This window comes from Streptomyces sp. JNUCC 63 (assembly GCF_054366325.1).
This window is the reverse complement of the sequence record NZ_CM135963.1, coordinates 114,949-134,482: the sequence shown is the minus strand read 5'-3', so window position 1 is coordinate 134,482 and position 19,534 is coordinate 114,949. Positions and strand designations below refer to the sequence as shown.

The 19,534-nt window shown below is 71.1% G+C and carries 21 protein-coding genes and 3 pseudogenes; 14 read left to right on the top strand and 10 right to left on the bottom strand.

Translation table 11 applies throughout. The features are described 5' to 3' along the window. Positions 1-12: 12 nt before the first annotated feature. Positions 13-666: a PASTA domain-containing protein gene (locus tag ACX25U_RS00580; RefSeq protein WP_454388004.1), complete on the top strand. Its 654-nt coding sequence runs from the start codon at positions 13-15 to the stop codon at positions 664-666. Between the two features lie 72 nt (positions 667-738). On the opposite strand, the gene ACX25U_RS00575 is transcribed toward ACX25U_RS00580, so the two are convergent. Then, positions 739-2,034 carry an MFS transporter gene (locus ACX25U_RS00575; protein WP_454388002.1) on the bottom strand — a complete coding sequence of 432 codons (1,296 nt, stop codon included), beginning with the start codon at positions 2,032-2,034 and terminating at the stop codon, positions 739-741. A gap of 248 nt (positions 2,035-2,282) precedes the next feature. On the opposite strand from ACX25U_RS00575, the gene ACX25U_RS00570 reads away from it, so the two are divergent. Continuing rightward, on the top strand, positions 2,283-3,668 hold the full coding sequence (locus ACX25U_RS00570; RefSeq protein ID WP_454388000.1) for an aminotransferase-like domain-containing protein: 1,386 nt from the start codon (positions 2,283-2,285) through the stop codon (positions 3,666-3,668). Positions 3,669-3,687: 19 nt separating this feature from the next. On the opposite strand, the gene ACX25U_RS00565 is transcribed toward ACX25U_RS00570, so the two are convergent. Together ACX25U_RS00565 and ACX25U_RS00560 are read right to left on the bottom strand one after the other, a co-directional pair. After that, the gene (locus tag ACX25U_RS00565; RefSeq protein WP_454387998.1) at positions 3,688-3,984 is read right to left on the bottom strand and encodes a hypothetical protein; all 297 of its coding nucleotides are present in this window, start codon (positions 3,982-3,984) and stop codon (positions 3,688-3,690) included. A 130-nt stretch (positions 3,985-4,114) separates the two neighbouring features. Then, entirely contained in the window at positions 4,115-4,348 is a 234-nt protein-coding gene (locus ACX25U_RS00560) for a hypothetical protein (RefSeq protein WP_454387996.1), read from the bottom strand. Between the two features lie 425 nt (positions 4,349-4,773). Here ACX25U_RS00560 and ACX25U_RS00555 point away from each other — a divergent pair, with 425 nt between their 5' ends. From ACX25U_RS00555 to ACX25U_RS00545, 3 genes are read left to right on the top strand one after another with little or no spacing between them, the layout of a single operon-like run. Then, positions 4,774-5,853, top strand: a complete 1,080-nt coding sequence (locus ACX25U_RS00555) for a Dyp-type peroxidase (protein ID WP_454387994.1) — start codon at positions 4,774-4,776, stop codon at positions 5,851-5,853. Beyond that, on the top strand, positions 5,834-6,670 hold the full coding sequence (locus ACX25U_RS00550) for a family 1 encapsulin nanocompartment shell protein (RefSeq protein WP_454387992.1): 837 nt from the start codon (positions 5,834-5,836) through the stop codon (positions 6,668-6,670). The genes ACX25U_RS00555 and ACX25U_RS00550 overlap by 20 nt, the downstream gene beginning before the upstream one ends. Before the next feature lie 34 nt (positions 6,671-6,704). Continuing rightward, positions 6,705-7,043, top strand: a complete 339-nt coding sequence (locus tag ACX25U_RS00545) for a hypothetical protein (protein ID WP_454387990.1) — start codon at positions 6,705-6,707, stop codon at positions 7,041-7,043. 65 nt (positions 7,044-7,108) lie between these two features. On the opposite strand, the gene ACX25U_RS00540 is transcribed toward ACX25U_RS00545, so the two are convergent. From ACX25U_RS00540 to ACX25U_RS00520, 5 genes are all read right to left on the bottom strand, one after another. After that, positions 7,109-7,923 (bottom strand): IS5 family transposase gene (locus ACX25U_RS00540; RefSeq protein ID WP_454387988.1). Its coding sequence is split into 2 segments (ribosomal slippage): positions 7,109-7,566 and positions 7,566-7,923, totalling 816 coding nucleotides; the frame shifts between segments, so codons are not numbered across the junction. A 90-nt stretch (positions 7,924-8,013) separates the two neighbouring features. Then, a complete protein-coding gene (locus ACX25U_RS00535; protein ID WP_454394744.1) occupies positions 8,014-8,652 on the bottom strand; it encodes an IS630 family transposase in 639 nt (212 codons plus the stop codon). Beyond that, positions 8,565-9,146, bottom strand: coding sequence for a helix-turn-helix domain-containing protein (locus ACX25U_RS00530; RefSeq protein ID WP_454387986.1), 582 nt, complete (start codon positions 9,144-9,146; stop codon positions 8,565-8,567). The genes ACX25U_RS00535 and ACX25U_RS00530 overlap by 88 nt, the downstream gene beginning before the upstream one ends. 83 nt (positions 9,147-9,229) lie before the next feature. After that, the gene (locus tag ACX25U_RS00525) at positions 9,230-10,144 is read right to left on the bottom strand and encodes a YceI family protein (protein ID WP_454387984.1); all 915 of its coding nucleotides are present in this window, start codon (positions 10,142-10,144) and stop codon (positions 9,230-9,232) included. A 793-nt stretch (positions 10,145-10,937) separates the two neighbouring features. Further along, entirely contained in the window at positions 10,938-11,852 is a 915-nt protein-coding gene (locus ACX25U_RS00520; RefSeq protein WP_454387982.1) for a LysR substrate-binding domain-containing protein, read from the bottom strand. A gap of 116 nt (positions 11,853-11,968) precedes the next feature. Here ACX25U_RS00520 and ACX25U_RS00515 point away from each other — a divergent pair, with 116 nt between their 5' ends. From ACX25U_RS00515 to ACX25U_RS00500, 4 genes are all read left to right on the top strand, one after another. Continuing rightward, positions 11,969-13,090 (top strand): diaminopropionate ammonia-lyase, encoded by a 1,122-nt coding sequence (locus ACX25U_RS00515; RefSeq protein ID WP_454387980.1) that lies wholly within the window; start codon positions 11,969-11,971, stop codon positions 13,088-13,090. Positions 13,091-13,180: 90 nt separating this feature from the next. Continuing rightward, positions 13,181-13,336, top strand: a complete 156-nt coding sequence (locus tag ACX25U_RS00510) for a hypothetical protein (protein ID WP_454387978.1) — start codon at positions 13,181-13,183, stop codon at positions 13,334-13,336. 69 nt (positions 13,337-13,405) lie between these two features. Next, entirely contained in the window at positions 13,406-14,680 is a 1,275-nt protein-coding gene (locus ACX25U_RS00505) for a M20 family metallo-hydrolase (RefSeq protein ID WP_454387976.1), read from the top strand. A 48-nt stretch (positions 14,681-14,728) separates the two neighbouring features. Further along, positions 14,729-15,913 carry an ArgE/DapE family deacylase gene (locus ACX25U_RS00500; protein ID WP_454387974.1) on the top strand — a complete coding sequence of 395 codons (1,185 nt, stop codon included), beginning with the start codon at positions 14,729-14,731 and terminating at the stop codon, positions 15,911-15,913. Positions 15,914-15,934: 21 nt separating this feature from the next. Here ACX25U_RS00500 and ACX25U_RS00495 read toward each other — a convergent pair. Both ACX25U_RS00495 and ACX25U_RS00490 read right to left on the bottom strand, forming a co-directional pair. Next, positions 15,935-16,567 (bottom strand): annotated as a pseudogene (locus ACX25U_RS00495) (trimeric intracellular cation channel family protein); the annotation flags it as partial. A 194-nt stretch (positions 16,568-16,761) separates the two neighbouring features. After that, a complete protein-coding gene (locus ACX25U_RS00490) occupies positions 16,762-16,905 on the bottom strand; it encodes a hypothetical protein (protein ID WP_454387972.1) in 144 nt (47 codons plus the stop codon). 168 nt (positions 16,906-17,073) lie between these two features. Between ACX25U_RS00490 and ACX25U_RS00485 the strand changes: the two genes are divergently transcribed. The 5 genes and pseudogenes from ACX25U_RS00485 to ACX25U_RS00465 all read left to right on the top strand — a co-directional run. Then, entirely contained in the window at positions 17,074-17,205 is a 132-nt protein-coding gene (locus ACX25U_RS00485; RefSeq protein ID WP_454387970.1) for a hypothetical protein, read from the top strand. A gap of 349 nt (positions 17,206-17,554) precedes the next feature. Beyond that, positions 17,555-17,866, top strand: coding sequence for a hypothetical protein (locus ACX25U_RS00480; protein ID WP_454387968.1), 312 nt, complete (start codon positions 17,555-17,557; stop codon positions 17,864-17,866). Positions 17,867-18,313: 447 nt separating this feature from the next. Next, positions 18,314-18,607: a hypothetical protein gene (locus tag ACX25U_RS00475; RefSeq protein WP_454387966.1), complete on the top strand. Its 294-nt coding sequence runs from the start codon at positions 18,314-18,316 to the stop codon at positions 18,605-18,607. After that, a pseudogene (locus tag ACX25U_RS00470) lies at positions 18,600-18,910 on the top strand (ATP-binding protein); the annotation flags it as partial. The gene ACX25U_RS00475 and the pseudogene ACX25U_RS00470, both read left to right, overlap by 8 nt. Before the next feature lie 415 nt (positions 18,911-19,325). Beyond that, positions 19,326-19,468 (top strand): annotated as a pseudogene (locus ACX25U_RS00465) (IS256 family transposase); the annotation flags it as partial. Between the last annotated feature and the right edge of the window lie 66 nt (positions 19,469-19,534).

The following is a 19,534-nucleotide window of genomic DNA, read 5'->3' as shown; positions in this document are numbered from 1 at the left end:
CCGGGGGAATCCATGCGAACCCGCGTCATCAACGCTGTCCTGGCGTGCGCCGCCACCGGCGTACTCGCAGCCTGCGCTCAGACGGACCCGGCCCCTTCCCCCAGCAGCAGCACTCCCACGCCCGTGCGGTCCGCGACCACGGCCGGCGGCGTGCCCACCCAGGACGACAAACCGACCGTGACGGAGCGAGCCAAGGTTCCCCACTTCGTCGGCATGGGATTGCAGTCCGCTCAAGACGCCGCCCAGGAACTGGGCTTCTACGCGTTGACGTCGCACGACGCCCTGGGGCGCGGCCGGGCGCAGGTCTTCGACCGGAACTGGAAGGTCTGCAGCCAGAACGTGGCTGCCGGTCGCACGGTCCCGACCGACACGAAGCTGGACTTCGGCGCGGTGAAACTCGAGGAGTCCTGTCCCGCGAAGGACCGGCCCGAGCCGTCGGCGGCCGGAGGGAAGATGCCCGACTTCACAGGCAAGTCGGTGAAGACCGCTCGCGCCGCCCTCGATTCCAGCACCTCGTTCACCGTCAAGGACGCCTCGTCGCAGGGCCGGTGGGTGCTGGTGGAAAGCAACTGGCAAGTGTGCGGCCAGACCCCGAACGCGGGCACCGAACTGAAGGGACAGCCAGTGACGCTCACAGCGGTCAAGTTCGGGGAGACCTGCCCGTAGAGAACTGCCGGCCATGCGGCCGGGGGCAGGCGGGCCGACGTCATGGCATCGGCCCACAGGGCAGCCCGCGTGTCAGTGCTGGGCGGCGTGCTCCGGCGTGTCGCAGCTCCGGTCGGTCGTGGGCGCGGAGTGGGCGGGTGCGGGCGGCTGTGGCATGGCGGTCACTTTCCGTACGGCCGAGAACAGTACGGGCAGCGCGCACGCGGGCGCGGCCAGCGCGCAGATGATCACGGCGGGGTGCAGGCCGAAGAAGCTGGTCAGGAGGCCGCCGGCGGCGGCACCGAGCGGCATGGTGCCCCAGATCAGGAAGCGGTTCGCCGCGTTCATGCGCGCCAGGAGGCTGTCCGGCGTGGTGGCCTGGCGCAGGCTGACGGCGTTCACATTCCAGATGCTGACGCCGACGGCGGTCACGGTGAAGCCGAGCAGGAGCCAGACGGTGGTCCCGGTGCGCGGTGCCCAGGCGGCCGGCAGGAAGCCGGCGTTGAGAGCGGCCCCGACCACGATGGCGGGCCCGACACCGATCCGGGCGTTGAGCCGCGGAGCGAGCAGCGAGCCGGCCAGGTAGCCGATTCCCGCCACCGCGAGGACGGTGCCGACCGTGGCGGCGGACAGCCGCAACTCCCTTACGGCGTAGGTGAGGAAGACGGCCAGCAGCCCCTCGGTCCAGAAGTTCAGCCATGCCGCGCCGACGGCCAGCGGGCGGATGTAGGGGTGGGTCAGGCAGAACCGCAGCCCGGCGCGAATCTGCACCAGCAGGCCGCCGGACTGGGCGGGGCGCGGTGGGGAGGCGACCGGCGGCAGGCCGCGCAGCAGGAGTGCGGAGACCGCGTAGCTCGCCGCGTCCACCGCCAGTGCCAGGGGAGCGGTGAGCGCTTGGACGAGAGCGCCGCCGAGGGCCGGACCCGACGTCTGGGAGGCGGCCCGCACCACCTCCAGCCGGGCGTTGGCGGGCGCTATCCGATCGGCGCCGACCAGCGCCGGCAGCACCGACAGGGAGGCGATGTCGAAGAACACGCTGAGGGTGCCCAGACCCAGCGCGACCAGGTACAGCTGGACCATGGTCAGCACACCGGCCAGCTGGGCGAGGGGGAGGGTGGCCAGCAGTACGGCGCGGCCCACATCGCAGAACACCATCAAAGTCCGCCGCGGCCAGCGGTCCACCCAGGCTCCCGCCGGCAGGCCGAGCAGCAGGAACGGGGCCGTGCCGGCTGCCGTGAGCAGGGCTACCTGGGTGGGCGAGGCGTGCAACGCGATGAGTGCCGTCAGGGGGAGTGCGAGCACGGATACCTGCGTACCGATCAGGCTGACCCCGGACGCCGCCCACAGGGCGCGGAATCCGTGGTGGGACCACACCGGGTGCCATCGCATGGTCTGTCGTCCTTCCGGAGAGTCGAAGGATTGACACCCTAGAAGGAGCAGCAGAATGGTGTCAATCGGCGAGTCGATGGTGTCAATCCGGGGTCCGGTCGTGGGCCTCCAAGAAGTGACGGCTGTGGGCTGCCCAGCACCTTTTCCAGTTGCCCTGGCTGTGATCAAGGGGGTGTTCTGGTCGACGTGCTAGGGTGTCAATCCGCTTCACGCGGATCCAATACGGCGGTGAATGAACCGGTGAGGTGATGGCAGTGCCGCACAGCCAGTGGGTTCCGGGCCCGCTGCCCGAAGGGCGTCCCACGTACGTGGGGCTGGCGGACGTGCTGGCCGGTGACATCGCACGCGGCCGGCTGCGCCCGGGGGAGCGTCTGCCCACCCACCGGCACCTGGCTCGTACGCTCGGTGTGACGGTGGGCACCGTCGCCCGCGCCTATACGGAGGCGGAGCGCCGCGGCCTGGTGACAGGCGAGGTCGGACGGGGGACCTTCGTACGCGCCGGCTTCGGGCTGGCCGACGCCCCGGCGTCCACCGAGATCGACCTCGCCTCACTGCACCCGCCGATCACCGACAGCGTCGACCCCGCGGCAATGCTGGGCACCACCCTCAGCACACTGGCCGCCGACCCCGGCGCACTGCGGTCGGTGACCGCCACCGAGCACAGCAAGGACCTGCCCGCCCACCGCGCCGCCGCGGCCACCTGGGCCGCCCACGCGGGCTTCCGGCCGCCGCCCGAGCGCATCCTGCTGACATCGGGCGCCCAGCACGCCCTCACCGCCCTGCTGCTGGCCCTCGCCGTACCGGGCGGGGTGGCCACGACGCCCCTGACCAATCCGGGCCTCATCGCGGCGGCCCGGCAGCTGTCCCTGCCGGTCATCGCCGTCGACAGCGACGAGGACGGAATGCTCCCGGACGCGCTGGCCGACGTCTGTGCCACCGGCCGGGTCGCGCTCGTGCACCTGCAGCCGACGCTGGCCAACCCCGGCGCCCGCACCATGCCGCCGGCCCGGAGGGCCGCTCTCGCCGAGGTGTGCGGCCGGGCGAAGGTGTGGGTGCTGGAGGACGACCCGCTGGGCCCTCTGGCCGCCCGGCGCCCCGACCCGGTGGCCGCCCTGCTGCCGGACCGCACCTGCTACGTGACCAGCACCGCGAAGGTGCTCGCCCTGGGCCTGCGGGTCGGTGTCGTCGCCGCGCCCGAAGGGGCCCGTCCCCCTCTGGCGGCCGCCGTGCGGGCGACCACCTGGCTCACCGCTCCGCTCCTGGGCGAGGTCTTCACCCGCTGGGTGGACGACGGCACCGCCGAAAAGATCGTCACCGCCCGCCGCACCGCTGTGCGGAGCCGCAATGCGATGGCCACGCAGATCCTCGCCGACCTCGGCGTCCGGGCCGACCCGGCAGCCCCCCACCTGTGGCTGCCCCTGCCCGAACCATGGAGCGTGGGCCAGTTCACCGCGGCAGCACGCGACGCCGGCGTCCTGGTCTCACCCGGCGACGAGTACACCACCAGCCGACGGCACACCGCCTTCGGCGTACGCATCGGCCTCAACGCCGACGTCGACGACGACACGCTGCGCCGGGCCCTGCTGAACCTTGTGAGCCTGACCCACACCAGCCCCCGCGGCCCGATCGACTGACCGGTCCTGTCCCGGGGCGCTACCGCTGGGGGACGGCGAGTTCACGGCCGCGGTAGAAGCCCTCTTCCTCCTCGACGACGTACGGGGCCATGGCCGCACGCCGCTGCTCCTCCTGCTCGGAGCCCCGCCAGGCCTCGCATGCTTCCTGGGAGGACCAGAACGACACCCCGGTGACCTCCTGTCCGTCGTCGGACCAGTAGGCGTAGGAGCGGAGCAGGCCCTGCGGGTAGGGGTCGGGGCGCCACGCCCTCTCGAACTCCTCCAACGTGCCCGGCCGAAGACGACGTGTCGTCACCCAGACGAAGTGCTCCTCCATTACAGCATCCTCCGCAACGCTGGTTCGGCCTGTACTGGTCGGCCCCTCGCGGATCACCGCGGTCCCCGAGCGCTGCCGCGGATCGGGGCCGGGCCGCGCGGAGCCTGTCAGTACCGCGGTTGTTGTCGTGTCAGGCGTGGTCGACCAGTTGGGCGTGGCCCTTCTGCCGTGCGCAGTGGGCGCAGCAGAAGAACTGTCCGTCCGCCTGCAGCCCGTGGCCCAGGATCCGGCAGTTGCAGTTGTCGCAGATCGGAGCCAGGCGCTGGGCCGTGCACTCCAGGCTGTCGAATACGTGCACCTCTCCGGCGGCTCGCACTTCGAAGGCCAACTCATAGTCATTGCCGCAGACTTCGCACGTCGCCATGAACCATTCCTCCATCCGCTTCCCGCAGCGGGCGGGCCCTCGGTCCCGCCCGTCGGCACATCCACGAGCCTGTGCCCAGCCGGTCGGCGGCGCAACTCCGCGGGCGACGCCGTGCTCCGAACGGTGGAACAGCTCGCGAGCCGTCCGCCGTGAAGGGTCCGGGAAGCAGCCGCTCGGAACTGGTTGTCCTTCCGTGTCGGAATCGTGGCGTCCGGCTTACACAGCACGTGGGCGGCCGCCCTTCGCCGACGCCCAGCGGTACCGGGCTCCACGGTGACCGGCGGAGTATCGGCCTGCTCGGTCTGTGCGGACCCGCGTGCCGTCGAGGTGCGGTGGCGGGTGCCGGGGGGCCGCTCTACGGTGGACGGGCAAGCGCTTCGCAGGCACTGCACACCCGTGACCGACCGCGAGGAAGGGTGTGGCCCATGGGCGCACACTCCCAGGAACCGGTTCCCCAGCCGGTGCTCTCCCCGCTGACGGCTGCGGCGATCTTCCTGGTCGTGACCATTGACGAGGGTGGTGAACCGGCCACACGGGAGCTGCTGTCGGACCTGAACGGGCTGCAGCGGGCCGTCGGCTTCCATGCCGCGCCGGACGGGAGGCTGGGCGTGGTCGTCGGCATCGGCTCCGAGGCATGGGAACGGCTGTTCGCCGGGGCGCGTCCGGCGGACCTGCACCCCTTCCGCGAGCTGGCCGGAACGCGGCATCGAGCGGTGTCGACACCCGGTGACCTGCTGTTCCACATACGGGCCGCCCGCACGGACCTGTGCTTCGCGCTGGCCTCCGAGATCATGGAACGGCTCCGCGGTGTCACAACCGTGCGCGACGAGGTCCATGGATTCAAGTATTTGGACGTGCGTGACCTCCTCGGCTTCGTCGACGGCACGGAGAATCCGACGGGTCCGGCGGCGAGGGCCGCCGTGCTGATCGGCGAGGAGGATCCCGAGTTCGCCGGGGGCAGCTATGTGATCGTGCAGAAGTACCTGCACGATCTGCAGGCCTGGAACGCGCTTCCGGTCGAGGCGCAGGAACTGGTGATCGGGCGCAGGAAGCTGTCCGACGTCGAACTGGACGACGCCGTCAAACCGGCCGACTCGCACGTGGCCCTGACCACGATCGAGGATCCGGACGGTACGAAGCACGAGATCCTGCGTGACAACATGCCCTTCGGGACCGTCGGGCAAGGGGAGTTCGGCACGTACTTCATCGGATACGCCCGTAGTCCGACCGTGACGGAGCGGATGCTGGAGCGGATGTTCCTGGGCGCTCCACCGGCGTCCCACGACCGCATCCTGGACTTCTCCACGCCGGTCACCGGTTCGCTGTTCTACGTGCCCAGCAGCGACTTCCTGGACGATCTTCCCGATCCGCCGGGCCCGCGCGAGACGGCCGACACCGAGCCCGCGCCTGCGGACCGGCTTCCGCCCGTGGACGGCTCTCTGGGCGTCGGCGGGCTGCGGACGCGACAGAAGGCGGGTACCGCCGATGAACAATCTGCACCGTGAACTGGCGCCCATCTCCTCCGCCGCGTGGGCCGACATGGAGCAGGAGGCGCGACGCACGTTCACCCGCCATGTGGCGGCCCGCCGCGTCGTCGACGTTCCGGAGCCGGGCGGTGCCGAGCTGTCCGGCGTGGGGACCGGTCATCTTCACGACGTCGAGGCCCCGGCCGACGGGGTCATGGCCCGTACCCGCGGTTTTCAGCCCCTGGTGGAGCTGCGGGTGCCGTTCACCGTGGACCGGCAGCAGGTGGACGACGTCGAACGCGGGGCCAAGGACGCGGACTGGCAGCCGGTGAAGGACGCGGCGCGGCGGATCGCGTTCGCCGAGGACCGGGCGGTGTTCGAGGGCTGCGCCGCCGTCGGCATCGCAGGTCTGCGCGCGAGCTCGTCGAACCGGGCCCTGACCGTCCCGGCCGAGGTGCGCGAGTACCCGACGCTCGTCAGCAAGGCCGTGAGCGCACTGCGGCTGGCGGGTGTCGGCGGGCCGTACACGCTGGCGCTCAGCGCGCAGGCGTACACCGCCGTCAGCGAGACCTCCGACTACGGATACCCCGTCATCAAGCACATGGCCCGGCTCCTGGACGGCGACATCGTCTGGGCACCCGCGATCGACGGGGCCTTCCTGCTGTCCACCCGGGGCGGCGACTTCGAACTGCGCCTCGGCCAGGACGTGTCGATCGGCTACCTGTCGCACGACGAGCACAGCATCCAGCTGTACTTCCAGGAGACGCTGACCTTCCTCGTGTACACCGGCGAAGCCGTTGTGCCCGTGGAGGCGGAGCCCGCCTCGCCCGCCGCACGCTCGCAGGCACGGACATGAAGGTTGTCACCGCGAGGATCGGCAGATCCTGCGGGTGGACCGCAGCGCCGCCCGCGCCGACGGCGTCGCCGCCGACCCGTGTTACGCCGGACTGCTTCTGCTTCTGCTTCTGCTGCGCGGCGCAGGCATGGCCAGACACCGGTCCGGTACCGCACGGCGCCACGCGTTCGGCACGGTGCGCCTCGCCCCGGTCGATGTGAGCGTCTCCGGCCCGCGGAGCATCGGCTCCGGGAGCACCCGGCAGAGCTCGGCGCAGACCGCGGCGACCGAACTGCCGGGCCAGTGCGGCGAGTCGACGTCCTGCCGGCAGCCGACGGAGCCCGGCGCGCGGGCCGCTGTCCCAGTTCAGGTCGCGGTCCGCCGACCGGGTTGACGCGCTGCTGGAGCCGGGCGGCCCGCACGGGAGGCCGGTCCGGGGGAGATCCGCCGTAAGAGGTCCTAACAGAGTGCTCGTACGCGCCGGTACAGGATGAGGCAGGTAGCGAGCTGCAGGAAGGCCTCGTGGATGTCGTCGCGGTGCTCCCAGCGGATCCTGAGGTGGCGAAAGCCGTGCAGCCAGGCGAACCCGCGTTCAACTACCCAGCGGTGGATGCCCAGTCCGGATCCATGGGGCTGTCCGCGGCGGGCGATGACCGGGGTGATGCCCAGGGTGCGAACCTTGCGGCGGTAGCGGTCGTGGTCGTAGCCGCGGTCCGCGTACAGCCGCCGGGGCCGGTGCCGGGGCCGCCCGCGGCGCCCCCGCCCCTCGGGGACCGCCTGCAGCAGCGGGACCAGCTGGGTGACGTCGTTGCGGTTGCCGCCGGTGAGCGTCACCGCCAGGGGGGTGCCGCGCCCGTCGCAGATCAGGTGGTGCTTCGAGCCCGGCCGGGCGCGGTCGACCGGACTCGGGCCCGTTTTGGGCCGCCCCGCAGGGCACGCACGTGGGAGGAGTCGATTGCGGCCCGGGAGAAGTCCAGCTGGTCGGCGCCGTGCAGCTTCGCCAGCAGGACCTCCTGCAACTGGTGCCAGACACCGGCCTCGTTCCAGTCCCGCAGCCGGCGCCAGCAGGTCATCCCGGAGCCGAAACCCAGCTCCTGCGGCAGCCACTCCCACTGGATATTGGTGTGCAGCACGAACAGGATGCCCTGCAGCACACGGCGGTCGTCCAGCCGCTTGCGGCCTGGATGATCGGAGCGGCGTTCGATCTTCGGCAGCAGCGGCTCGATCAGCGCCCACAGGGCGTCGTCGATCTCCCAGGGTTTGGGGCGAGACATCGCGCACCTCCTGGCCAGAGCGGATCCGCACCAGAATCTCCAGGTTAGCGCAAATGTTCCATTTTGTTAGAACCTCTAATGCTGCGTTCCTCAAAGCCGGTAGACGAACTTCCGGCGTAGTCGGCGGTGCGGTGGCGGGGAGCGTCCCCAAACCCATGGTTTGGCACGGGCGTTGAGCTGGGCGGTGGCCAGGCGGGTGGCCTGGTCGATCTCGTCGGGGTCGGCGAAGGTCTGCCCGGCCAGAGCGGTCTTGCGGAAGATCCGCCACCACCCCTCGGCCAGGTTCAGCCAGCACGCGCCGACGGGGATGAAGACCTGATGGACCCTCGGATGCTTCCTCAGCCACCGGCGGATGGGGCCGCTGGTGTGGCTGGAGAGATTGTCGGCGACGACGTAGACCTGGCCCCGCGGGTTGGCCCGGGCGATCTCCTGCAGCAGGTGGAGCCAGCCGGCGGTGTTGCGCCGCGGCGCGCAGAAGGTCACCTCCTGGCCGTCGCGGATGCGCAGGCCCCCGTACACCCAGGTCTTCTCCCGGCCGCGGGCGTACTCCAGCGGCGCCTTGATCCGGTGCCCGCCCACGGACCAGCCCGGCGCGGGGGCGAAGGTGCGCGGGATGACCGGGCCGAGCTCGTCGGCGCAGATCACCGTGGAGCGCGGCGGCGGGTCGGTGTAGAGCCCGACGACCGCCGTTCTTTTGGGGCGAAGTCGGGGTCCTTGCTGGTCGCCCAGGAGTGGGTACGGCGCCAGCGCACCTGCTCGGCCAGCAGGATCCTGCGCACCTGGCTGCGGTGCACGTCGATACCGTCGGCCCGGGCTGTCTCGGTGAGCGTATCCAGCGTCCAGGTCGGCGCTCCGGTCTCGTCGGCGGCCTGAAGGGCGCCGTCGGGGCCGGGCGCCGGGCGCCCGGGCGGGTCGCTGCGGGCCAGGGCAATGATCGCCGAGCGCTCGGCCTCGGTCAGCCGGCGGGGGCGCCCGCTGATCGGCCGGTCGCCGAGCCCGTCGATGCCCTCGGCGTTGAACCGCGCCAGCCGTTCCCGCACCGTCTGCGGGTGGCAGCCCAACTCGGCGGCGATCGCCGTGGTGTGCAGCCCCCGCCAGCTGGCCTCGATCATCCGGGCCCGCAGGATCCAGTCGCCCGGCGCATGCCGGGCCCCGGCCAGCTTGCGGACCTTCCGCTCCTCGACCGGATCGGCCGGCGGCCGCGCATACAGGAACTTCGGCATGGCGCCCTCCTGCCCACGCCCCCTACCGAACATACGCCCACCTTGAGGAACGCAGCACTAAGACCGGCGTCCGGCCCGTTCGCCTACTCCGGGGGCGTGGGCGTTTCGGGGGTGTGGTACATCGCCTGTACGTCCAGTTCCAGTTGGACGGTGGGTCCGACGACCGCGATGCCGCGGGCCAGCATCGAGCGCCAGTTGAGGGTGAAGTCCTCGCGGTGCAGTTCCGCCTTCGCGAGGGCCGCGCAGCGCAGTTCCTGTTCGTAACCGCCGTTCACCGTTCCGAGGTACGTCGTGTCGAGGCCGACGGAGCGGCTGATGCCGTGCATGGTGAGCGAGCCGTGCAGCGTCCACTTGGAGCCGCCGCGGTAGACGAACCGGGTGCTGGTGAAGTCGATGTACGGGTAGCGCTCGACGTCGAGGAAGTCGGCGGAACGCAGGTGGTTGTCACGGGTCTTGTTGCCCGTGGCGATGCTGGAGGCGTCGATGCGCACCGAGACCCGGGAATCGGCCATGTTCTGCGCGACGCGGATGCCGCCGTCGAAGCGGGTGAAACGGCCGTGGACATGGGCCATGCCCACGTGCTTGGCGATGAAGCGGATCGCGGTGTGCGGCGGGTCGAACAACCAGGTGCCGGGTGGCGGGAGTTCCAGCTGACGCGAGGGCTCCAACGCGATGCGTGCCGGGGGAAGGGCCACACCGGGGGCTATGTCGACGGTGCGGCGGGCAGGTGACAGGCCCTCGGCCGCGGTCATCACGCTGTAGGAGCCCGGTGGCAGCGTCGCCATGAAGAAGCCGTACGGATCGGTGGTGCCGCGGGCCGCGACACGGTGGCTGTCCAGGGCGGTCACCGTGACCTCGGCTCCCCCCATGGGCTGCTCCATGGGATCGACGACCGCGCAGCCGAACGCCCCCGCACCGGGCGGCAGGGGGATCGAAAGGCCCGGCGCGGCACCGAAGGCGCTGTGAGAGCGCCGCCGGCGGAGCAGTCCGAGGACCATGGTATTCACCTTTCTTCACACATGTCGCTGTCATGCGGCCCGGACAACCAGTTGTGTCGCGGTTGCCGGGAGCCTCTGGCGACAGGGTGCAGGCATGAGGGGAGCAGTTCGTTAACGATCATAAAACCGTCGGGGTGGAGCGGCTGTTCCCCGGTGCCGGAGCCGACGCAAGAATTCCCCGGTGGAAGATCGGTATGACCCATGAATGTGCTGATTTGCGAACCGGTTATTTGCATCACCGCTTTGGCAAAGAACGTCTGAGGTGTCGAAACTTTCACGCACAACCCGCAGTCTCGGCACCGACCTGACACATCCGGCACCATGTCGGGGAGCGCGGCAGGGACCGGGTGAGGAACCCTCACCGGGACCGCATCGTCGAGGCATGGGCCAACCGGGGCCGGTCCGAATACGTCACCGGCATCGGCTTCACCGGATGCCGAGCCGACTGCCGGCATGACGTGCGGCACTGGCCGCACCGGCCTTCCGGCGACAGTCTCCCCATGGCGTGGGGAAACGGCGGGTCCGGGCTCTGCCGTCCGGCGCCACCAGGGGCAGACGGACAGCAGTCCCGCCGTACGGACATCGGCATATCGCGAGGCCGGCAGCCATCGGCACGTTGAGCCGGACGCTCAACGGCTTCGAGGTCCCGCGGCTCCACACCCGGGAAACGGCAGCCCTGTCGGAGCGTCTACGAGCAGGTGCAAGTCTCCACGCCGCAAGATCACCACGACCATCTGGCCAACGGGCCCCGGCACGGAACCGACCTGCTCGAAACCGAGTCCTCGGTACTGCCCTATGCCTGGCCGGAGTGCAGACTGACCGCGCGCAGAAGGGCGTTCCGGCAGGCCAGGACGGCGGGGTGCCGGCTGCGGCGTACGACGGTGAAGATGCGGCGTGTGCGCCGGCCGCGGGGGAGTTGCCGGAGGGGCACGGTCGGAGGTTGTCCGGTCCAGACGAGGTCGGGCAGGAACGCGGCGGCGTGTTTCTGCTCGACGAGGCGGAGGTGGAGCAGGAGGTCGGTGGTCTCGAACCGTACGTCGGGTTCGAAGCCGGCGCTGCGGCACAGGGTCATGGCCCAGTGCCGCGCGGCCGTGCCTTCGGGTTCCATCACCCAGGGGTGGTCCGCCAGTGAGCGCAGCGCCGCCAACGGGCCTTCGGTGTCCGATCCGCCGACCGGCTTCGGCAGGGCGAGGCGCAGAGGGTCGTCGAGCAGGTCCTCCTGTTCGAGTCCGGCCGGCCGCGGGTTGGGATTGCCGGGGTATTCCTCGGCGAGGACCAGGTCGAAGTCGCGGGCGTGCAGAGCGGGAAGGGCCTTTTCCGGTTCCATGTGCGTGACGTGGACGCGCAGGTGCGGGTGCAGGTCGCGCAGCAGGCCGAGCGCGGTCGGGACCAGGGCCAGGGCGGCCGTCTGGAACGAGGCGATGCGCAGTGTGCCGGTCAGGTCGGTCAGGGAGGTGGCGATCTCCGCCTCCGCGCGCTCCAGGCGTTCGAGGACCGCCTCGGTGTGGGCGACGAGGATCTCGGCCTGCTCGGTCAGCCGCACCCGCCGCCCCACCGGCTCCAGCAACGGGACGCCGACCTCCGCCTCCAACTGCGAGAGCTGCTGGGATACGGATGAGGGCGCGTAGGACAGGGCGGCGGCGACGGCCGCCAGCGTGCCGCGGTGCTTGAGCTCGCGCAGCAGGCGCAGTCGGTGCAGATCGAACATCACCGGCCCGCTCTCCTCACCGTTGCGGAGCGACGCTCAACAGTCGGTTTCTCCGATGAGTATGGGTCGAAAACATTCGCTGGACCGACCGTAGGAGCCCATCGGACCCTGATCGTGTGTCCGACAACGCATCCTCCGTCCGTACGCTGCCGTGGTGTGCGCGCCCCGGCGCCCGCACCTGGCGGTGTGACCCCGCGCCCGCCGGGATACGGGACTTCCATGCCGCGCTGCCCGGCTACGCCCCCACCCCCCTGACCGAACTACCGCCGTTGGCAGCAGAGTTGGGTCTCGGCCGGGTTTTCGTCAAGGACGAGTCGTGCCGTCTGGGGCTGCCCGCCTTCAAGGCTCTGGGCGCGTCCTGGGCGGTCCACCGCACCCTTGCCGAGCGTGCCGCGAGCGGCAGGGACCCGGGCCCCGTCATCCTGGTGACCGCCACCGACGGCAACCACGGCCGCGCGGTGGCCCGCATGGCACGCCGGCTCGGGCAGCACGCCCACGTCTTCGTCCCGCAGGGCGTGCATCCGCGGGCCGTGGCGGCCATCGTCGCCGAGCAGGCGAAGGTCACCGAGGTCCCGGGTTCGTACGACGAGGCCGTGCGCCGGGCGGCCGAGGAGGCGGCCGCGCCGGACGCGATCCTGGTCCAGGACACCGCCTGGCCGGGCTATGAACAGATCCCGGGGTGGATCGTCGAGGGCTACTCCACCCTCTGCGCCGAGATCGACGAGCAGCTGACGGCCGAAGGGGCCGCCGAAGGACCCGACCTCGTCTCCATACCGGTGGGAGTGGGATCCCTGGCCCAGGCCGTCGTCACCCACTACCGCAGCCTCCCCTCCGGACGCGCTCCGGCGCTGCTGTCGGTGGAACCGGACACCGCGGCCTGCGTCCTCGAAAGCCTCACCCTCGATGAACCCGTCGGCGTCACCACCGGCGACACCACCATGGCCGGACTGAACTGCGGCACCCCCTCCAGCATCGCCTGGCCCTGCCTGCACGGCGGACTGGACGCCGCTGTCGCCGTCTCCGACACCGACAGCGCACGCGCCGCCACCCGCCTCGCGGCCCTCGGCGTCTCCTCAGGCCCCTGCGGGGCCGCGTCGCTCGCCGGTCTCCGCGCGGTACTCACCGGCACGGGCACCGAAGAACGCCGTACGGCACTGGGGCTCGACGCGACCTCGGTGGTCGTGCTGCTGAGCACCGAGGGCACGGCTGCCAACCCGCACTCCAGCGCCGATCACTGAACACGACGACACCTGGAAGACCCCCGCCGTGCACCACCGCACCTTCATCACGCCGCAGCGGATCGATGGGACCAGGAGGAGGCCGGCAGCGTGCTGCCCCACCGCGCAGCCGCGCTCACCGTCCTCGGCCTGCCGACCGTCGTGCCCGGCCCGGACATGGCGGTGGCCACCCGCCGCGCGCTCGGGCGGACCACGGGCGCCGCGCCGGCCGGCTGCGGTCTCGCGGTCGCGACCGCGGCCGGCTGATCCGCACACGCCACGAGCCACCCACCCCATCCCGCCCCACCGTCACCGACAACCGCCGGGAGGCACGTCATGACCAGCCCCACCCCCGACAGGATCACCGTCAACGGCGACCGCCTGTGGCAGTCGCTGATGGACCTCGCCGAGATCGGCGCGTACGACGACGAGCGCACCGGCCTGCGCGGCGTCAACCGTCTCGCCCTCACCGACGCCGACGCGGCCGGACGCCGCCAGGTCATCACCTGGATGGAACAGGCCGGCCTGACCGTCCGCGTCGACCGGATGGGCAACATCTACGGCCGCCGCGAGGGCACCGACCCCGCCGCGGCCCCCGTCCTCACCGGCTCGCACATCGACAGCGTCGCCACCGCCGGCGCCTTCGACGGCTGCCTCGGCGTCCTCGGCGGCATCGAAGTCGTCCGCACCCTCGACGAACGCGGCATCACCACCCGCCGCCCGATCGAGGTCGGCGTCTTCACCGAGGAGGAAGGCGTCCGCTTCGGCACCGACATGCTCGGCAGCGCCGTCGCCGCCGGCCGCCTGTCCCTGGAGTACGCCCACGCCCTGACCGACCGGGACGGCCTCACCCTCGGCGGAGAACTCGCCCGCACCGGCTTCGACGGCCCCGTCGACGTACGCCTCGCCCCGCCGCACGCCTACGTCGAATGCCACATCGAACAGGGCCCCGTCCTCGCCGAGAACGACGTCGGGATCGGCGTCGTCACCGGCGTACAGGGCATCTCCTGGCAGGAGATCACCATCCACGGCCGCGCCGCCCACGCCGGCACCACCCCCACCCACCTGCGCGCCGACGCCGGCCTCGCCGCCGCGCAGATCATCGTCCACCTGCGGGCGCTGGTCGACTCGGGCCGGTACGGGGACCTGCGGGCCACCGTCGGCCATCTGGTCGTCCACCCGGACCTGACCAACATCGTCCCGGCCCGCGCCGAACTGACCGTCGACCTGCGCAACCCCGACGACGCCCGGATGGCCCGCGCCGAGGAAGCCCTCGCCGCGTTCCTGCGGGACCTGGAGAACAGCCGGCCGGGCCTGTCGCTGACCACCCGGCGGATGGCCAGGACCGCCTACGTCCCCTTCGACGAGGGCGTGCGGAAGACCATCGCGCAGGCCGCCGACGACCACGGCCTGGAGCACATCTCCCTGCTCTCCGGAGCCGGACACGACGCCCAGGAGATCGCCGCGCTCTGCCCGACCGCCATGATCTTCGTACGCGGCGAATACGACGGCATCAGTCACAACCCCCGCGAGTACTCCACCCCCGAGGCATGCGCCCACGGCATCGACGTCCTGGCCACCACCCTCCTGCGACTGGCCGACCAGGACTGAGACAGCCCCGGCACGCACCGATACGCCCGAGCACTTCGGAAGGTCCCCATGCTCCCCGAGACCCCCTCGACCCCAGCGGCTCCCGAACCCCCGGATTCGGACCCCGGCCGCCTGCTGGCCAGGCTGATCTCCATCGACTCCGTCAACCCGGACCTCGTTCCCGGCGGGGCGGGTGAGACCGTCATCGCCGACTTCTGCGGCTCATGGCTGGCCGCCCGCGGCTTCGAGGTGCACCGCCTGGAAAAGCGCCCCGGCCGGCCCTCGCTCGTCGCGATCGCCCGCGGCACCGGCGGCGGCCGCTCCCTCATGCTCAACGGCCACCTCGACACGGTCGGCCTGGCCGGCCACGACGGCGACCCGCTCGACCCGTGGGTCCGCGGCGGCAGGATGTACGGCCGGGGCACCTTCGACATGAAAGGCGGCATCGCGGCCATGATGGTCGCCGCCGCCCGCGCCACCGTCCACGGGCCCCTGCGCGGCGACATCGTCCTCGCCTGCGTCGCCGACGAGGAGCACGGCAGCTCGGGCACCGAGGAAGTGCTGGAGTCCTTCACGGCCGACGCGGCGATCGTCACCGAGCCGAGCCACCTCGAAGTCACCCTCGCCCACAAGGGCTTCGTCTGGTTCGAGGTGGAGCTCGAAGGCCGCGCGGCCCACGGTTCACGGCCCGAGCTCGGAATCGACGCCATCGCCAAAGCCGGGCACTTCCTCGTCGCCCTCGAGGAACTGGGGCAGCGCCTCGCGCAGGGCCCGGCACACCCCCTCCTGGGCACCGGCACCGTGCACGCCTCCGTCATCCACGGCGGTGAGGAACCCTCCACCTACCCGGCGCACTGCCGCGTCACCCTGGAACGCCGCACCGTGCCCGGCGAGAGCGCCGACACCGTCGAGCGTGAACTGGCCGACGTCCTCGGCCACCTGGCCGACACGGTCCCCGACTTCCGCTACCGGCTGACCCGCGGCCTGCACCGCGCCCCCTTCGAAGCCGACCCCGATGCCCTGATCGTCCGCACCCTCACCCACCACGCCGAGCAGGCCCTCGGCCACCCGCCCGTGGTACGCGCCGAACCCTTCTGGACCGACTGCGCCCTCCTGGACCGCGCCGGCATCCCCTGCCTGCTCTTCGGCGCCGACGGCGCAGGCGCACACGCGGCGACCGAGTACGTCGACCTCGCCTCGCTGGACCGCCTCACCGACATCCTCACCCACACCGTCGCCGACTTCTGTTCCTGACCCGTCAGCCGCCCCCGGGACCACGCCCAGCAAGATCGCGGGCGCGATGCCGAGCCCGAAGGCCAGGGCCTTGTCCGCGCCGATGACCGCGAACACGCTCAACCCGATCGCGTCGAGCACGGTGATCGGTGTCTCCAGCCGATGCAGCCGCTTGCTGAGCGCGAACGCGATCAGCGCGCCGACTGCGGCGAGGGTGAAGTAGCGCCAGTCGCGGAAGGTGGCAGGTGGTAGCGAGCCGATGAGGACATCGCGGATGACGCCGCCACCCAGTGCGGTGATCATGCCGAGAGCGATCACGCCGACCACGTCGGTGTCGGCCCCGAAGAATGCGCAGACGTTCCAGGTCAGGCGGCAGACCGTTGGCCGACGTGGCCCGGATGGCGGAGAGCCCGGCAGCGTCCTCGCTGCCACCCGGAGCAGGTCATCGACCGGCTCGCCCCGCCGAGGTGGAGGCCCTCCCCGGCCTCGGCCGACCGTGCCCGCGGCATCGACCCGCGCCCCGTCGTCCCCCGCGCTCTGCCCGCCTCGGCCGGCGTGCGCAGCATCTTTCCCCGGCACACCCCCGACGGCACCCAGGGCTGGGCCACCCTGCTCGACCCGGTCGTCCAGCTCGGCCTGCTGATGCGCGGGCGACAGCAGACCGCCCGTACCCATCACCTTGGTTCTCGTCTTCACGAGTGCAATACCCGTTGGAAGAAGATCTGCCGTCGCCCTGCAGCGCGGCCGCCTGACCGGACTCGTCCTCAAGGCCGAGGACCCGGTGGATGGACCACATCCGCGACAAGTTCGTCGATGACATCGGCAGTACGCCGGCGACACACTGGTCCCACGCTGAACGCCGACGACCATCAACTCAATGCGTGTGCGTCGAGGGCCCGCTGAAGACTCATGGTGGTCACGCGGGGTTGGGACACCATCGATGCGATGCGCCCCTTCTTCCCCCTGTTCTCCGCATACAGATGGGCGGTCTGCCGGTCCTTGATTTCGTCCATGCCTTCCCTCCCGCGTCCTGGGCCGGTCGAAGCCACGTTGTGTGCGTTCATCGAACCTGGCATGACACCGAAAGTTAAGCCCGTGGTCATCTGCACTCCGCCCGCGCGAAGCCACGCCGGCGGACAAAGGGAAGGTACGTCCAGCATGTGCAAGAAAGGTGGCGTCCCATGCCACACCTGTTGACCTCGCTCCTGACCCAAGCGGCAGTCGCCGTGATCGAGGCGCTCGTCATGCGTCTGCTCGTCCAGCTCTGGAATACCTACGTCCGCAGTGGCCGCCCGATGGCAGCCGCGGCCTGAGGCGCCGCAGGCGCATCCAGAGCCTCTGATCGCATGCGGTGCGGCGATCATCGGATGCATCATTCGCTGTAGCAAAATTGTGTCGTCCTCCTGTGAAGTCTGCAGAGTCTGGCGTCGTGGTATGGCGGGCGGTGCGCGAGGATGGAGGAAGAGGCACACCCATACCGACTCCAAGGAGAGGAGGAGAGGGATGGCTACGGCAGCGCAGACCGTGCTTGAGCCCACCGAGCGTGTCCGGGCGCAGAAGAAGTTGTCACCTGCTGCTCTGACCACGCTGGAGCCTGCCGAGCGCGTGCGGGCCCAGAAGGGGCAGTACAGGACTCAGAGCATGCGGTCGCACACTGAACGTGTGCAAGCTCGGCAAGAGAAGGCCGGAGAGGCCCATCCTGACGGCGGGGGTATCCACCTGCACACCCGCACGTTCCACCCTTCGGTTCCGATCCCGTACCTCAGCCTGGAGAAGCTGCCCGCCCGTCTGGAGAAGCTCCCCGCCCGTCTGGAGAACCTGCCTGCCCGGGTGGAGAACCTGCCCGCCCGGGACCTGGTCTTCTACGGGGGCTTGGGAGCGCTCGCTGTTGCGGGGGCTCTTGAATGGCCGATTGCTCTGGCCGTCGGGGGAGCCACCTGGCTGGTGCGCAGCAGGCGGAAGGAACAGCGCTGAAGCGCGGCAGAGCAGGCGCGGAGCGGTGCCCGGCAGCGTAACTGCTGTCGGGCGTTCCCAGGGCCCCTGCCTGATCGTAGGCGTGCTCGTGTGCGGGGCTGCCCCGTGTCGAGATCGCGTCCCGCCAGGTGGCGTAGCCGATCAAGTACTCGGAATACGCAGGTCACCGCCGCATCGACGCGGTTCAGGGGCCGCCCATGGCGCTGACAGCAGGTCAACCGCGCGCGATGCGGGATCCGTGTCCCATGGGGTGGCCGGCGTGCGGCTTACCGGAACGCGTCGAGCAAGGTCGCTTGCACCACGAGGCGGGACGCAACCCGTGTCGAGGTGCTGCTCCCGCGCCGTACCAACTGCTACTCGATGCCGGCCCGCTGTATGGGCCGCCGGGTGCGGGCTGTGCCGCACGCCGACCGGGGCCGCGGGGAAGTTCACCCCGGTCCACGACGCATGGTGGGCCGAGGCCCGCGGGTGCGCGGCGGCCAGGACGGCACCCGGGCCCTGATCGACGTGCTGCTGCTCGGCCGGCGCATCCCGCACGAGCACCTGGTGGCCGGGCTCGCCGCCACACTGCGGGTGGGCGCACTGACCGCGCGGCCGCCGGCCCATCTGCCGCCGGGCACCCGGCCGCTGCCCTCACCGGCCCGCTACGACCGGCTCTTTGGCGCCGCACCCGCGGCCGGCTCGCCGCCGGCATGGGAGAACGGAGGCCGTGAACGCCACCAGCCGCCACCGGATGAGTGAGCAGGCGGCCGGAACCGCCGTGGCCGGTGCCTGCCGGATGCTCCGGCTGCCCACCATCCGTACGAAGTTCCCGGCCCTGGCCGAGCAGGCCGCCCGCGAGCAGATGCCCTACCTCGCCTTCCTCACCGAGCTGCTGCCGGCCGAGCGCGACGACCGGGTACGGCGCTGCTTTGAGCGCAGGACCAAGGCGGCGGCCTTCCCGAGGCAGAAGTCGCCGCGGGTTCGGCTTGGATGCCAACCCCCGACATCGACGCCGCCGCCGTCCATACCCCCTGGGTGCGGGCCGAGTGGGCCCGTCCCGGTGAGCGAGGCCACGGGGCAGGAGCTGGAGGCCGTACGCAAGGAGAACCAGAAACTGGCCACCGAGCGGGACATCCTGCGCAGGGCGACGAAGTTTTCCGCCGCCGAGATGAACTGGTGAACCGCTTCCGCCCGAGCCCGAGTGGGACGGCACCTGAGGCCGCCCCAGGATCACTGGCGAGCTGCGCGAGGCCGGGTGGCGGGTCAGCTGCGCCGCGACTTCACCGCCACCGCGCCGAACACGAAGTACGTCGGTGACACCACCTACCTGCCGGTGGGCGACGCGAGTTCCTCTGTCGAGCCACCGTCACAGCCGCCAGGACACGGGGCAGCCTGGCCGGCGCTGTCCTCCGCAGTGATCGCGGGGGCGCAGTGCACCCTCCGCCGATTCGCCGATGCCTGCGCCGAGTCGTTCAACGCCGCCCTCGAGTGTGCCTACCTGGCGCTGATGAGTCCCGCGCCGACCGGCAAGGGCCGCAAGCGGTGGACCATGCGCTGGAAGGCGTCCCCCACGCGTTCCGGATCGCCTTCGAGGGTCGACTCGCACCGGCCAACAACTGAATCTCAACAACCAAGGTCAGCAGTTGAATTGGCACACCCTTGCGTGGGTGTGGCGATGGTCCTCGG